The sequence below is a fragment of the Nonomuraea monospora genome (assembly GCF_039531895.1).
Classification (GTDB): domain Bacteria; phylum Actinomycetota; class Actinomycetes; order Streptosporangiales; family Streptosporangiaceae; genus Nonomuraea; species Nonomuraea monospora.
The window spans coordinates 198,774-212,851 of record NZ_BAAAQX010000009.1; the positions used below are offsets into that span (position 1 = coordinate 198,774).

General features: G+C 71.1%; 16 protein-coding genes. 8 read left to right on the top strand and 8 right to left on the bottom strand.

What is annotated here, in order from left to right; genetic code table 11:
• Positions 1–37: 37 nt before the first annotated feature.
• Together ABD331_RS20175 and ABD331_RS20180 are read right to left on the bottom strand one after the other, a co-directional pair.
• Positions 38–490, bottom strand: a complete 453-nt coding sequence (locus ABD331_RS20175) for a MarR family winged helix-turn-helix transcriptional regulator (protein ID WP_344476907.1) — start codon at positions 488–490, stop codon at positions 38–40.
• On the bottom strand, positions 487–843 hold the full coding sequence (locus ABD331_RS20180) for a winged helix-turn-helix transcriptional regulator (RefSeq protein WP_344476909.1): 357 nt from the start codon (positions 841–843) through the stop codon (positions 487–489). Before ABD331_RS20180 ends, ABD331_RS20175 begins: the two co-directional genes overlap by 4 nt.
• A 93-nt stretch (positions 844–936) precedes the next feature.
• Between ABD331_RS20180 and ABD331_RS20185 the strand changes: the two genes are divergently transcribed.
• Positions 937–1,512 (top strand): NADPH-dependent FMN reductase, encoded by a 576-nt coding sequence (locus ABD331_RS20185; RefSeq protein ID WP_344476912.1) that lies wholly within the window; start codon positions 937–939, stop codon positions 1,510–1,512.
• A 46-nt stretch (positions 1,513–1,558) separates the two neighbouring features.
• Positions 1,559–2,842, top strand: coding sequence for a TIGR04013 family B12-binding domain/radical SAM domain-containing protein (locus ABD331_RS20190; RefSeq protein ID WP_344476915.1), 1,284 nt, complete (start codon positions 1,559–1,561; stop codon positions 2,840–2,842).
• Positions 2,843–2,859: 17 nt separating this feature from the next.
• Here the strand turns inward: ABD331_RS20190 and ABD331_RS20195 are convergent, their stop codons facing one another.
• Positions 2,860–3,108 (bottom strand): hypothetical protein, encoded by a 249-nt coding sequence (locus tag ABD331_RS20195; protein ID WP_344476917.1) that lies wholly within the window; start codon positions 3,106–3,108, stop codon positions 2,860–2,862.
• Between the two features lie 40 nt (positions 3,109–3,148).
• Positions 3,149–3,658 carry a VOC family protein gene (locus ABD331_RS20200; protein WP_344476919.1) on the bottom strand — a complete coding sequence of 170 codons (510 nt, stop codon included), beginning with the start codon at positions 3,656–3,658 and terminating at the stop codon, positions 3,149–3,151.
• 158 nt (positions 3,659–3,816) lie between these two features.
• Here ABD331_RS20200 and ABD331_RS20205 point away from each other — a divergent pair, with 158 nt between their 5' ends.
• The 6 genes from ABD331_RS20205 to ABD331_RS20230 all read left to right on the top strand — a co-directional run bounded on the left by ABD331_RS20205 (position 3,817) and on the right by ABD331_RS20230 (position 10,607).
• Positions 3,817–4,005 (top strand): hypothetical protein, encoded by a 189-nt coding sequence (locus ABD331_RS20205; protein ID WP_148438267.1) that lies wholly within the window; start codon positions 3,817–3,819, stop codon positions 4,003–4,005.
• A 43-nt stretch (positions 4,006–4,048) separates the two neighbouring features.
• Positions 4,049–5,194: a xylose isomerase gene (xylA, locus tag ABD331_RS20210; protein ID WP_344476923.1), complete on the top strand. Its 1,146-nt coding sequence runs from the start codon at positions 4,049–4,051 to the stop codon at positions 5,192–5,194.
• Complete coding sequence (locus ABD331_RS20215) at positions 5,191–6,627, top strand: xylulokinase (protein ID WP_344476925.1); 1,437 nt, start codon at positions 5,191–5,193, stop codon at positions 6,625–6,627. Before xylA ends, ABD331_RS20215 begins: the two co-directional genes overlap by 4 nt.
• Positions 6,628–7,132: 505 nt before the next feature.
• Positions 7,133–7,816, top strand: coding sequence for a DUF998 domain-containing protein (locus ABD331_RS20220; RefSeq protein ID WP_344476927.1), 684 nt, complete (start codon positions 7,133–7,135; stop codon positions 7,814–7,816).
• Positions 7,817–7,872: 56 nt separating this feature from the next.
• Positions 7,873–10,236: a sensor histidine kinase gene (locus ABD331_RS20225; protein ID WP_344476929.1), complete on the top strand. Its 2,364-nt coding sequence runs from the start codon at positions 7,873–7,875 to the stop codon at positions 10,234–10,236.
• Positions 10,233–10,607 carry a DUF742 domain-containing protein gene (locus ABD331_RS20230; RefSeq protein ID WP_344476931.1) on the top strand — a complete coding sequence of 125 codons (375 nt, stop codon included), beginning with the start codon at positions 10,233–10,235 and terminating at the stop codon, positions 10,605–10,607. Before ABD331_RS20225 ends, ABD331_RS20230 begins: the two co-directional genes overlap by 4 nt.
• A 10-nt stretch (positions 10,608–10,617) precedes the next feature.
• Here ABD331_RS20230 and ABD331_RS20235 read toward each other — a convergent pair whose 3' ends face one another.
• From ABD331_RS20235 to ABD331_RS20250, 4 genes are read right to left on the bottom strand one after another with little or no spacing between them, the layout of a single operon-like run.
• The gene (locus ABD331_RS20235; RefSeq protein WP_148438261.1) at positions 10,618–11,190 is read right to left on the bottom strand and encodes a GTP-binding protein; all 573 of its coding nucleotides are present in this window, start codon (positions 11,188–11,190) and stop codon (positions 10,618–10,620) included.
• Positions 11,171–11,533: a DUF742 domain-containing protein gene (locus ABD331_RS20240; RefSeq protein WP_148438260.1), complete on the bottom strand. Its 363-nt coding sequence runs from the start codon at positions 11,531–11,533 to the stop codon at positions 11,171–11,173. Before ABD331_RS20240 ends, ABD331_RS20235 begins: the two co-directional genes overlap by 20 nt.
• Positions 11,530–11,937: a roadblock/LC7 domain-containing protein gene (locus tag ABD331_RS20245; RefSeq protein ID WP_148438259.1), complete on the bottom strand. Its 408-nt coding sequence runs from the start codon at positions 11,935–11,937 to the stop codon at positions 11,530–11,532. The genes ABD331_RS20240 and ABD331_RS20245 overlap by 4 nt, the downstream gene beginning before the upstream one ends.
• Positions 11,934–14,054 carry a sensor histidine kinase gene (locus tag ABD331_RS20250; protein WP_344476935.1) on the bottom strand — a complete coding sequence of 707 codons (2,121 nt, stop codon included), beginning with the start codon at positions 14,052–14,054 and terminating at the stop codon, positions 11,934–11,936. The genes ABD331_RS20245 and ABD331_RS20250 overlap by 4 nt, the downstream gene beginning before the upstream one ends.
• Positions 14,055–14,078 lie beyond the last annotated feature (24 nt).

A 14,078-nucleotide genomic window follows, 5' to 3' on the forward strand; every position in this document is an offset into this window, starting at 1 on the left:
GGTTATGGATCAATGTCGCCAGGTCATGTGACCGAGTCTAGGGGTTGACGTCCCCGATGCGCGCGCGAAAATCGCGGCGCTCCAGCGCTCGCAGCGTGGCCGTCATGAGCTGCTCCAGCGGGACGGGCAGCTCGGCGTCCAGCTCGCGTACGGCCCGCTCGGTGGCCGCCCGTTCGGCCTCGATGAGGGGCAGCGCGGCGCGGGCCCGCTCGGTGAGGTGCACGATGCGGTGGCGGGCGTCGGCGCCCTTCTCCAGGGCGGCGAAGCCGCTGCGCCGCATCTGGACGACCGTCTGGCTGGCCGCCGAGTGGGTGACGCCGATCTCCCTGGCCAGGTCGCGGATGGACAGCGGGCCCTTGGCCACCAGCGTGCGGACGACGGGCGAGTAGCGGGGACGGTAGTCGGGCAGGCCGTGCTCGGCGTAGAGGTCGGCGATGGCGCCGTCCATCAGCTCGTGCACGTGGCGCATCAGTGTGCCCAGGGCGATCACGACACCAAAGTAACAGTGCTGTCGGGCTCCTCCTCCCCGGGCAGCGGGATCCACTTGTGGGACCACTTGACCAGCTCGTCCAGCACGGGGCGCAGCTCCTGGCCCATCTCGGTCAGGTGGTACTCCACCCGCACCGGCGAGGTGGCCAGCACCCGCCGCTCGACGAGGCCGGCGCTCTCCAGCTCGCGCAGCCGCCTGGCCAGCATCGTGTCGTTGATGCCGGGGATGGCGGCCTTGACGTCGGCGTACCGGTGGGCGCCCTTGAAGATCATGTGGATCACGGCGCCGGACCAGCGGGCGCCGATCAGCTCTAAGGCGATGTGGAAGCGGGTGCAGACCTGGTCGAGGCTCATGCCTCGCAGTCTAGCGTTTGCTAAGGAATCTGTAGTTACTCAATAATGTTTAGTAGCCGCAGCCACCTCACCATCACTTCGCTAGGAGTCGTCATGGACAAGCCCGTCCTGCAGATCATCGTCGCGAGCACCCGCCCCGGCCGTGCCGGTCGCGCGGTCGCCGACTGGGTGCGCGCCAAGGCCGAGGCCTCGGGGCTGTTCGAGGTGGAGCTGGTGGACCTGGCGGAGGTGAAGCTGCCCTTCCTGGACGAGCCCCACCACCCCAGGCTCAAGCGGTACGTGAACGCGCACACCAAGGAGTGGAGCGCCACCGTGGACCGGGCCGACGCGTACGTGTTCGTGACGCCCGAGTACAACCACAGCTTTCCCGGGGTGCTCAAGAACGCGCTGGACTACCTGCACCACGAGTGGCAGCACAAGCCGGCCGCGTTCGTCAGCTACGGCGGGGTCTCCGGCGGCACCCGGGCCGTGGCCGCGCTGCGGCACGTGGTCAGCACGCTGCGGATGGTTCCTGTCATGGAGGGCGTGATTATCCCGTTCGTGCCGCAGTTCCGGGACGAGGACGGCAACCTGCGGCCCAACGAGGTCATGGACGGGAGCGCGGACGCCATGCTCGCCGAGCTGGCCAGGTACAGCGGCGCGCTCGGCGCGATGCGGCAGTCGGCCTGAGCTCCACGACGACACGGGCGCCGGTGGGCTGGGCTACGCTGCGGGCGTGGCGCTGGCAGTGTGTGTGGTGGTCCGATACCGCAAGGCGGTGACGTACGGCGTGCACGCGCTGCTCGCCGCCCTCGACACCGCGGAGGTCGAGCACGAGCTGCGGCTCGGCACCACCCCCGAGGAGACCGCCGCGCACATCCTGGCCACCGACGCCGACCGCGTGCTGGTGCTCTGGTCGTTCTACTCGCCGGACGCCGAGGCCATGGCCGCCGAGCTGGCCGAGGTCCGTGAGCGCAGCGGCGGCAGGGGGCTGCACATCGCGGGCGGCGTGCACGCCACCGCCGAGCCCCAGCAGGTCATCGACGCGGGCTGGGACCTGGCGGGCATCGGCGAGGGCGAGTCGACGATCATCTCGCTCGTCCGGGCGCTCCAGGAGGACGCGCCGCTCACCTCCGTCCCCGGCCTGGCGGTCAAGGACGCGGACGGCGTCGCCCTGCGCACCAGACCGGCCCCGCAGCTCCCGCTCGACGCGTTCCCCTCATTCGTCGGCAGGAGCGGGCCGATCGAGATCACCCGGGGCTGCCGCTACACGTGCCGCTTCTGCCAGACGCCTTTCATGTTCGGCGGGCAGTTCCGGCACCGGTCGGTGGCCAGTGTGCGCGAGCACGTGCGCGGCATGGTCGAGCGGGGGCTGCGCGACGTGCGGTTCATCACGCCGACCTCGCTGTCGTACGGCTCCCCCGGGCCCGAGCCCGACCTCGGGGCCGTGGAGGAGCTGCTGGCCGGGGTCAAGGAGGAGCTGCCGCCGCACGGGCGGGTCTTCTTCGGCAGCTTTCCCTCAGAGGTGCGGCCCGAGCACGTCACGCCCGAGGCGATGCGGCTGCTCAAGCGGTACGTCGCCAACGACAACCTGATCATCGGGGCGCAGTCGGGGTCCGATCGGGTGCTGGCCGCGTCGGGGCGCGGGCACGACACCTCGCCCGTGCGCGACGCCGTCAGGATCGCCGTCGAGCACGGCTTCCGGCCGAACGTGGACTTCATCTTCGGCATGCCGGGGGAGACGGAGTCGGATCAAGCGGAGTCGTTGCGGCTGGCGGGCGACCTGGCCGATCTCGGTGCGCGCATCCACACCCACACGTTCATGCCACTGCCCGGGACGCCGTGGCGGGACGCGGAGCCGGCGTTCATCCCGCTGGCGACCATGAGTGAGCTCGACCGGCTGGCGCAGCGCGGCGACGCCTACGGGCACTGGCGCAGGCAGGCCGAGCACGCCGTACGGCTGGCCGAGACCGCCAAGGCCTACCCGCGCAGGACCCGGCGTCGCCGCGCCACCGACTGACCCCCGGCAGCGGCGAGTCAGGTGGGCCGGGGCCCGTCGTCCTCGTCGTCCAGCATGCGCAGCGCCCGCTCGAAGGCATCGCTCACCGGCCGGAGCGCGTGCGAGAACGCGTTGACGAGCGGGCCGAAGATCTCGCTCACCTCGGACATGAGGTCGGGACTCTTGTTCTCGGGAGGCGCCCACCGCATGGCGTCGGCGCTCAGTGTCTCCCACTCGTCGACGACACCGTCGATGGCATCGAGCACATGATCAGGATCGCTTGGCATGACCGTTTCTCCGTGAAAGGGCCGTTATGTCCACGGTACGTCATGCCGGGATCGACACGCCCACGCCACCACGGGTCTGTGCGCCGTAGCGCTGCTTGTCGGCGTCCAGGTCGAGAGGACGGATGTGCGCACGCGCGGACAGGATCTCCTCGGTGAGCAGCGCGGCCGGCACCAGCCACGACACCTCGAACTCCAGCCCGTCGGGGTCCTTGGCGTACAGCGCCTTGGTGGTGCCGTGGTCGGAGGAGCCGACCAGCGCGCCCAACTCGGCGAGCTTGGCCTGCACGCGCTCCAGCTCCTCCAGGGTGTCGACCTCCCACGCCAAGTGGTACAGGCCGACGGAGGTGCGGCCGGCCGGTGAGGGGGCGGCCTGCTCGCCGATCTGGAACAGGCCGAGGTCGTGGTCGTTGGAGGAGCCGGGGGCCTGGAGGAAGGCGGCCCCGCGCATGCCCATGACGACGTCGAAGCCGAGCGCCTCCCGGTAGAAGGCGACGCTGCGCTCCACGTCGCGGACGTACAGAACCGCGTGATTGAGCCGTTGCACCGGCATGATGTGCCCCTTTCCCCGGAGTCCTCCTCCAAAATAGTTGAACGCGCATCTACCTGGCGATGGCCGGATCGGGACGGATCGACACGCGGGCTGGAGTAGCGCGCGAACTGTCGGGCCGAGGCCGTAGCGTTCTCCGGGTACCCGACCGAGGAGAGGCGATGCACGACACTGACGATGCACTGTTCAGGGTGGTTCACGGGGTCGCGGGGCGGTTCGCCGGGCAGCCCGTTCCCGTGGTGATGGAGGCCTTGCTGCGCCATCTGCCCCAGACTTCGGGTGTCGAGGCAGCGGACATCAGGAAGATCGCTGAGGAGATCAGCGTGGGGCGCGATCCCTCGGGCTTGTAGCAACCGCTTGTGAACAACTGATCGCCAGGGGAGCATCGGACTCATGTACGAGCCAACCCCTGACGATCGATTCACGTTCGGTCTGTGGACGGTCGGCTGGCAGGCACGCGACCCCTTCGGGGACGCCGCCCGTGCGCCCCTCGACCCGGTCGAGAGCGTGCATCGGCTTGCCGAGCTGGGGGCCTACGGCGTCACCTTCCACGACGACGACCTGCTCGCCGTCGAACCCGATCGCGAGCGGGCGGTCGCGTCCTTCCGGAAAGCGCTTGCGGAGACTGGGCTGAAGGTGCCCATGGCCACCACGAACCTGTTCACTCACCCCGTCTTCCGAGACGGCGCCTTCACCAGCAACGACCGTGACGTGCGCCGATACGCCCTGCGCAAGGTCATGCGCAACCTCGACCTGGCCGCCTCGCTGGGCGCCTCCACCTACGTGTGCTGGGGCGGCCGCGAGGGGGCCGAGTCCGACGCGGCCAAGGACGTACGCGCCGCGCTCGGCCGCTACAAGGAGGCCATCGACCTGCTCTGCGGCTACGTCCGCGAGCGCGGTTACGACCTGCGCTTCGCCATCGAGCCCAAGCCGAACGAGCCCCGCGGCGACATCCTGCTCCCCACGATCGGCCACGCCCTGGCCTTCATCGGCGAGCTGGAGCACCCCGAGATGGTCGGCCTCAACCCCGAGGTGGGCCACGAGCAGATGGCCGGGCTGAACTTCGTGCACGGCATCGCCCAGGCCCTCTGGCACGGCAAGCTCTTCCACATCGACCTCAACGGCCAGCACGGCCCCCGCTTCGACCAGGACCTGATCTTCGGTCACGGCGACGTGATGAGCGCGTTCTTCCTGGTGGACCTGCTGGAACACGGCGGCTACGACGGCCCCCGCCACTTCGACTACAAGCCTTTGCGCACCGAGGACGCCGCGGACGTGTGGGTCTCGGCCGCCGCCAACATGCGCACGTACCTGATCCTGCGCGAGAAGGCCAGGAGCTTCCGCGCCGACCCGGAGGTGCGCGAGGCGATGCGGGCCTCCCGCGTCGAGGAGCTGGGCCTGCCGACGCTGAACCGCGGCGAGACGCTGGCCGATCTCGCGGCCGACGACTTCGATCCCGAGGCAGCTTCGGCACGCGGATACCATTTCTCCCATCTGAACCAGCTTGCGCTGGAGCACTTGTTAGGAGTTCGTGGGTGACGCTGGTCGCTGGGGTCGATTCCTCCACGCAGAGTTGCAAGGTCGTCATTCGAGACGCGGAGACGGGAGAGCTGGTACGGCAGGGCCGTGCCGCGCACCCGGCGGGCACCGAGGTGCACCCCTCCCATTGGTGGGCCGCGTTGCTGCGGGCCGTCGAGGAGGCCGGTGGGCTCGACGGGGTGGCCGCCATCAGTGTGGGCGGGCAGCAACACGGCATGGTCTGCCTCGACGAGTCCGGAAATGTCGTACGCGACGCCCTGCTGTGGAACGACACCCGCTCCGCACAGGCCGCCCTCGACCTGATCGCCGAGCTGGGCGGCCCCCAGGCGTGGGCCGAGGGCGTCGGCTCGGTGCCGGTGGCCTCGTTCACGGTGACCAAGCTGCGCTGGCTGGCCGAGCACGAGCCGGACAACGCCCGCCGCACGGCGGCCGTCTGCCTGCCGCACGACTGGCTCACCTGGCGGCTGTCGGGCGCGCTCGCCTCCGGTGTGCCGTTCTCCGCCGCCGCCTGGGCGGACGCGCCGCTGCCTCCGCTGTCCCACCTGGTCACCGACCGGGGTGACGCCTCGGGCACCGGCTACTGGTCGCCCGCGACGGGCGCCTACCGTACGGACCTGCTCAAGGCCGCGTTCGGCGCCGTCCCGCTGCTGCCCAAGGTGCTCGGCCCGGCCGACGAGGCGGGCGCGGCCGTCGCCGGAGGCGCGGGCCCGATCCTGATCGCCCCGGGCACCGGCGACAACATGGCCGCCGCGCTGGGCGTCGGCGCCCGGCCGGGTGACGTGGTGGTGTCGCTCGGCACGTCCGGAACCGTGTTCGCCGTCGCGGAGACGCCCAGCGCCGACCCCACGGGCGCGGTCGCCGGGTTCGCCGACGCGACGGGCCGGTTCCTGCCGCTGGTGTGCACGCTCAACGCCGCCCGCGTCCTGGACGCCGCCGCCCGCCTCGCCGGCGTCTCCCTGGACGAGCTCGGCTCGCTCGCGCTCCAGGCGCCCGCGGGAGCCGACGGCCTCACCCTCGTCCCCTACCTGGAGGGCGAACGCACCCCCAACCGCCCCACCGCCACCGGCTCCGTCCACGGCCTCACCCTGGCCACCTCGACCCCCGCCCACCTGGCGCGGGCCGCCGTCGAAGGCATGCTCTGCGGGCTGGCCGACGCGCTCGACGCGCTGGCGCTGCGGCCCGAGCGGGTGCTGCTGATCGGCGGGGCCGCCCGCTCCGAGGCGGTGCGCCGGATCGCGCCCACGATCTTCGGGGTCCCGATCACGGTGCCGCCGCCCGCCGAGTACGTCGCCGACGGCGCCGCCTACCAGGCCGCCACCCTGGTGACGGCTTCGCCCGACTGGCGGTCGGGGGAGACGGCCGTTTACGAGGGGGAGGCCGTTCCGGCGATCCGCGACCGCTACGCCCGCGCCACGACACACATCCTGGACTGACGCCGCTCCCCCGCCCCCGCCCCGCGTGGTGGGGGCCGTGCGCGGTGCGGGCCGTGCGCGGCTGAGTTATGCCCGGCTCGGCTGCGGCAGGCACAGCCGCGGCAGGAGCACCGTGCAGCGGGGCGTCGCGTGGCGGGGCGTCGCGTGGCGGGGCGTCGCGGGGCGGAGGCGCTGCGTGGCGGGGCGGGGCATTGCGCTGCGTGGCGGGCGTTGCGCTGCGTGGCGTGGCGGGGGTTGCGTGCGTGGCGGAGGCGTCGCGCGGCGGAGACGTCGTCGTGCCCGGCGCTGGTGCTGGTGGCGGCCCCGCGTGGTGCGGCCCGCGTGGTGTGGCCGTGCGCGGCCGGGCGCTGGTGGTGGCGGGCGATCGGCCCGGCGCGCCGTCCGACCCCCGAGGACCGCGGCGGTGCCGTAGGGGGCCGGCCGCAGATGACTCAGGGACGGGTCAGGGTCGGGTCGGGGACGGGACCGGATGCCAGGAAAAGGGCAGGCCGGGAGAGTAAAGGGCATGACCGCAGTGAAGAGGCTCTCCCCCTGGATCGCCTGCGCTTCGATCCTGTTCTCGGTGGTCGCGGTGGTGGCGGGCCAGTTCGGCCCCGACCCCTACCTCGACCCCATGAACATCACCATCAGCGAGTACGCCGTGTCCGACCGCGGGGGCGTCACGGAGGTCGCGATGGCGGTGCTCGGGATCGGATCCCTGGTGCTGCTCATGGGGCTGCGGTCGGCGGGAGCGCCTGTGAAGGGGGCTCCGCAGTGGTTGCTGACGGTGTGGTCGGGCGCGCTGCTGGTGGCCGCGCTGGTCCCGACCACACCGATCGGCCAGGACCTCGATCTGGCGGCGCAGATTCACCGGTACGTCTCGATCGCCGCGTTCGTCAGCCTTCCTGCCGCCGGTGCGCTGCTGGTGCCCAGGCTGGCCTCAGACGCCTCCTGGAAGCCTGTGGCGAGGGTGGTGGAGTGGGTGGCCCTGGCGGGGGGTTTCGGGCTGCTGGCGATCACGTACGTGGCCATGCCCGGCGAGCGGGTGATGATCGGGCTCGTGGAGCGGTTGCTGCTGGGGGCCGAGGTGGCGTTGCTGGCGGTGCTGGCGGGATGGCTCGTTCGGCTCACGTGGCAGCGAAGCGCCGCACGAGCCGCCATGGCCGCAAATTTCCCGACATATCACAGATTTATCGCTAGTCGATCTTAAAAGCATCTGTTTCGGTGCTATTCTCTCCCGCGATCTTCTATCCGGGAGCAGGTGTCATGGCATCGGGCAGATCCATCAGATTCAAGATCTCGACGCTGCTCGTCATCCCCTTGATCTCCCTGATCGCGCTCTGGGGCTTCGCCGCGAGCACCACGTCGGGAGAGGCGCTCAACCTGCTCAAGGTCGAGACCATCTGGACGGACGTGATCAACAACGCCGACGGCCTCGTCGGTAACCTCCAGACCGAGCGCCTGGCCTCCGCCGAGCGGCTGGCCGGCGCGGCGAGCGACCCGGACGCGCTGGCCAAGGCCCGGTCCAAGGTGGACAACAACAACAAGACCCTGCGCCAGCGGGCGGCGGGCGACGACGTGCAGTCGGCGCTCACGGAGGACATGAAGACCCAGCTCCAGACGGTCTTCCAGGCGATCGACCGGCTGCCCGACATCCGGCGCAAGGTGGACGACCGGCGGCTCACGCCCGGCGGCCTCGTCGAGGAGTACGCGAAGATCTCCGACGAGGTGCACCTGCTGTACTCCCGGCTGACGGTGAGCACCGACCTGGAGCTGGCGCTCCAGGCGCAGGGCCTGATCAACGCCGACGAGGTGCGCGAGCTGCTGGCCCGCGAGCACGCCCTGATCGTCGCCGCGAACGGCCAGGCGAGCATGCACGACGTGCACCTGCTGGCCGGCATCGACGGCACCCGCAAGCACCTGTTCCCCAAGGCCCTGGCCAACCTCGACACCGACCTGCGCGCCCCGTTCGAGAAGCTGTACTACTCGCCCCGGTACGTCACCATGGAGAACCTCCTGGAGGGCTACATCGGCGGCGAGTCGCTGGACCTGGACCTCTGGCAGGGCATCTCCGACCAGGTGCAGAAGGAGTACCGCGAGGCCATCTGGCGCACCGGCGACAAGCTGCTGGCCAGGATGGAGCCCGCGGGCGTGGCCATCGTGGTGCGGGCTGGGGTCGCCGGCGCGCTCGGCCTGATCGCGGTGATCGCCTCGATCGTCATCTCCATCAGGATCGCCCGCCGGCTCACCAGGGAGCTGGGCGCGCTCCGCCGCACCGCGCTGGACCTCGCCGAGATCAGGCTGCCCGACGTGGTCGCCAAGCTGCGCAAGGGCGAGCCCGTGGACATCGCCACCGAGGCCCCGCCCATCACGGTCAGCCAGAAGTCGACCAGCGAGGTCCGCGACCTGGCGACGGCGTTCGACAGCGTGCAGTCCACGGCCGTGGACGCCGCCGTGGAGCAGGCCAAGTTGCGCGAGGGCGTCTCCGAGGCGCTGCGGAACCTGGCCAGGCGCAGCCAGTCGCTGCTGCAGCGCCAGCTCAGGCTGCTGGATGAGATGCAGCGCCAGACCGAGGAGCCCGAGGCGCTGGAGCGCCTGTTCAAGCTCGACCACCTCACCACCCGCATGCGCCGCCACGCGGAGGGCCTGGTGCTGCTCTCCGGCGGCGCGGCGGGCCGCAGGTGGCGCGGCGTCATCCCGATGGAGGACGTGCTCAGCGGCGCCGCCGCCCAGGTCGAGGAGTACACCCGGGTCCGGGTCTACCCGATGCCCGAGGCCGGCGTCTCCGGCTCGGCGGTGGCCGACCTCATGCACCTGTTCGCCGAGCTGATCGAGAACGCCACCACCTTCTCCTCGCCCAGCAACGAGGTCTCCGTGCACGGCGAGATGGTCGGCAGGGGCTTCGCGGTCGAGATCGAGGACCGTGGCCTGGGCATCGACGAGGCCACCCGCAGGGTCATCAACGAGCGGCTGGCCAGCCCCCCGGAGTTCGACGCGTCGCAGACGGAGCGGCTCGGGTTCGCGGTGGTCGGCATGCTGGCCGCCAGGCACGGCATCAAGGTGACGCTCAAGCCGTCGCCGTACGGCGGCACCACGGCCATCGTGCTGGTGCCCGCCACGCTGGTGGAGCCGCTGGCCATGCCGGTGCAGCCGGTGGAGTTCGAGCCGGTGTCGGTGTCGGTGCTGCGGCCGGACGAGGACACCACGGGGCCGGGCGAGCTGCCGCGGCGCGTGCGTACCAGCAGGAGGAGCACGAACGGCGCCGCCACGTCACCGGCGGCGCTGCCGCAGCAGGCGCCGCCGCAGGACGACGCCCCGCCGCGGCAGTTGCCGCGCCACGACCGCCCGGCGTCCCTGCCGCAGCGGGACCGCCCGGTGGGGCTGCCGCAGCGGGAGCGGACCCCACAGCGGGAGCAGCCGACGGGGCTGCCTCAGCGGGAGCAGCCGACGGGGCTGCCGCAGCGGGAACGGCAGACGGGGCTGCCGCAGCGGCGCATGCAGGAGCCGCCCGCCGCGCCACCGGCCGAGGAGCGTTCACCTGAGGAGACCAGGGCGCTGCTCTCCTCACTCCAGTCAGGCTGGCAGCGCGGACGGCAGGAAAGCGACCAGGATGGGGGATCTCAATCGTGAGCCGCGAGCACGAGTGGGTTGACGAGGAGGCCGGGCCGGTCGTGCGGCCTTACGCGGTCGCGCGCGGGCGCACGAAGTCCGCCTCCTCGGAGGTCGACCTGCTGGCGATCGTCGTCTCGACGGGGCTGCCGGCCCCGTCCAAGGCAGAGCTGGGCGCCCAGCATCGGCGCCTGCTGGCCTGCGTGGCAGGCCAGAGCAGGCCCGTCGTGGAGGTGGCCGCCGACCTGGGCCTGCCCGTCGGTGTCGTCCGGGTGCTGCTGGGGGACCTGCTGGAGCACGGCCTGGTGACCGTGCGTCCGCCGCGTGACAAGGCCGCCACCCCGACGGAGAGCCTGCTCCGCGAGGTGATCAACGGCCTCAGGGCGCTGTGATCGGCCGTGCTCAGTTGGCCGAAGTGAGCGTCCGCAGCGAGTGCTCCACCAGCGTGATCATGACCTCCTTGGCCGAGGTCCTGCGGCGCACGTCGCAGAGCATGACCGGGACGTCGTCGTCGAGGTCGAGCGCGATGCGCACGTCGTCCACGCTGTGCCGGTCGGCGCCGTCGAAGCAGTTGACGGCCACCACGAACGGCGTGCCGCGCTGCTCGAAGTAGTCGACGGAGGGGAAGCAGTCGGTCAGCCGCCTGGTGTCGGCGATCACGACCGCGCCCAGCGCGCCGTAGGACAGCTCGTCCCACATGAACCAGAACCGCTCCTGGCCGGGCGTCCCGAACAGGTAGACGACGAGCCCTTCGCGGATCGTGATGCGGCCGAAGTCCATCGCCACGGTGGTGGTGGTCTTGGCCTCGACGCCGTCGAGGTCGTCGACGCCGATCCCGCGGTCGGAGAGCACCTCCTCCGTGCGTAGCGGCTTGATCTCGCTGATCGACCCGACCAGGGTGGTCTTGCCGACGCCGAACCCCCCTGCGATCAGGATCTTGAGCGCGACGGGGTCCTCAGAGAGCACGGAGTCCATTGATCACTTCCTTGAGAATGCGCTCATTCGACCGCGCCCCTCCGGCGGAGGGCGACGTCACCGAGATGAGTCCGTGGTCACGCATGTCACCGAGTAACACCCGGACGACACCGACGGGCAGGTCGAGCTCGACGGCCAGGTCGGCCAGCGAGATCGGTTCACGTGCCGCCCGCAGGATGAGTTGCTGTTCGGGCCCGAGCTCGCCAGGGGGATCGCCGATGGCGCGCACGGTGGCCACGAGGTCGAACGCGTCTCCTGATGAGCGTGTGCGACCGCGAATGAGAGCATAAGGCCGGACGACCGGTCCCGCCTCCTCATCGAACCACTGCGGGCTATCGCTCATGACGCTCCAGCGCGCGGGTTGGTGGTGATGTGCTGGCCCACCCGCTTGACCAGCATCGCCATCTCGTAGGCGATCTGGCCGACGTCCACGTTCGCGTCGGCGATGACGGCCAGGCAGGTGCCCTGGCCGGCGGCCGTCACGAACAGGAACGCCGACTCCATCTCCACGATGGTCTGGCGCACGTCGCCGCCGCCGAAGTGCCGCCCGGTGCCGCGGGCCAGGCTCTGGAACCCGGCCGCCACGGCCGACAGGTGCTCGGCGTCCTCGCGGGTCAGCGCCTTGGAATGACCCACGGCCAGGCCGTCGGTCGACAGGATGACCGCCTGGCGTACGGCGGCGACCCTCGTGGCGAGGTCGTCCAGCAGCCAGTTCAGCTCACCGGTGTTGGTGCTCGGCGCACTCATGCGTCCCCCTTACTCATGGGCCCCTCCTCGGAGGCTTCTTCTCTGGCGCGTTGCGTTCCCCGCTGGAAGGCGGAGAACAGGTCGCGAACCTCGTCGGGAGAGCGTTCGGCCGGCTGCTCGGGCGCCGGCTCTGGCTCAGCCGGCACGTTGAGCTGGGGCGCCAGGTTGGCCTGCCGGACCCGCCTCGGCAGCCCCGCGTGGGTGCCGGAGCTCACGACCGCGAGCGCCTTCTTCCTCGTCCTGTTCGGCAGCGCGGCCTTGCCGTCGCCGCCTGCCGCCTCCAGCGCGGACTGCTCGGTCACCGCCGAGCGCGGCACCAGCACGATGACCGTGGTGCCGCCGAACGGCGAGCGGCGCATCAGCACCTTGATGCCGTGCCGCTGGGCCAGCGTGGCGACCACGAACAGGCCGAGCTGGTCGCTGTCGGCCAGGTCGAACTCGGGGGGCGCGGCGAGCAGCGCGTTGAACCGCGCGTACTCGGTGGCCGGCAGCCCCAGCCCCTTGTCCTCGACCTCGACGACGTAGCCGTTGCTGACCAGGTCGCCGCGCACCTGGACCACGGTGTCGGGCGGCGAGTAGATGGTGGCGTTCTCGACCAGCTCGGCCAGCAGGTGGGTGACGTCGGCCGCGGCGGTGCCGTCGATGGCGCCCGCGGGCATCGTCTCCACGGAGACCCTGGTGTAGTCCTCGATCTCGGCGACCGCGGCGCGCACGATGTCGATCACGGGCACCGGCTTGCGCCAGGCCCGTCCGGGCGCGGCGCCGGACAGCACGATCAGGCTCTCGGCGTGCCGCCGCATGCGGGTGGTCAGGTGGTCCAGGCGGAAGAGCTCCTCCAGCCTGTCGGGGTCGTGCGTACGGCGCTGCATGCCGTCGAGCAGCGCGAGCTGGCGGTGCAGCAGGCCCTGCTTGCGCCGGGCGAGGTTGAGGAAGACCTGGCCGACGCCGCGCCGCAGCGCCGCCTGGCCGACGGCCGCCGTCACGGCGGTGCGCTGCACGTACCCGAAGGCCCTGGCCACGTCGGTGATCTCAGCGGAACCGCTCACCTTGATCGACTTGGCCTCCTTCCGCACGTCGACGTCCTCGCCCCTGCGCAGCCGCGCCACGATGTCGGGCAGCCGCTCGCGCGACAGCTCGACCGCGGCGGTGCGCAGCCCTGCCAGCTCTCCGGCCAGCCGGCGACCGAAGCGTACAGAGATGATGATCGACGCGAGCACGGCGATCAAGCCGAGACCGCCCGCGATGGCGATCTCCACGACGGTGCCGGTGGCGGCCTGCGACGTGCGGGCGGCCAGGGTGTCGGAGGAGGTCTTGCCGAGGTCGTCGAGGCGGCCGGTGAGCTTGTCGACCGCGCGGTGCCAGCCGTCCTCGTCGGGGGGAGGCGCGCCGGTCTTGATGACGCGCGACTCCATGGTGGCGAAGGTGAGGAACGGCTCGGTGGCGAAGATCTGCTCGTACGGCCTGCGCAGCGTCACTTCGAGCCCGGCCAGGCCGCGCGAGTGCAGGAACTTCCTGGAGGCCGCGTACTCGGTGAAGGCGGCCGTCTCCTGCGGGGTGAGCCGCTTGTCGGCCAGCGCGCCGATGGCCAGCGCGTGCTCCCTGGCGATGTACTCCCTGGCCATGCCCATCGCCTGCAGCGACGACGCCTGCTGGAAGATCTCCAGGTCGGAGACGGAGATGAGGTGGTCGTAGAGCTGGAAGATGGCGTCGAGCACGCGGTTGTACTCGGTCAGGCCGACCAGGCGGGAGCTGATCCCGTTGTCGATGTCCGACCGGATCAGGGCGAGCCTGTCGAGTGCCATGTTGAGGTTGTCGAGGGAGCGGCTGAGGTCTTCGCCGACCGCGCCGCCGGCGTCCGTGACGGCCTGCCTGAAGTCGGTGACGGCCTTGTCGGTGCGGGCGCGCTGGCCGCCGAGCACCTCGGTGAGCTTACGCGTGGTGAGCGCCTCGGCGGAGCGCACGCGCTCGGCCTGGAGCTGTAATCCCAGGTCGGTGGAGGTGACGCCGATCGTGCCGTAGAGCGTGTTCGCGCGGAGCAGTGACTGCGCGTCGCCCATGGTGAGGTTGAGGACGAAACCCCAGAGCGCGCTCAGAGACAGGAGGGGTAGCAGCAGCAATAAAAAGATCTTGAACCGAATTGG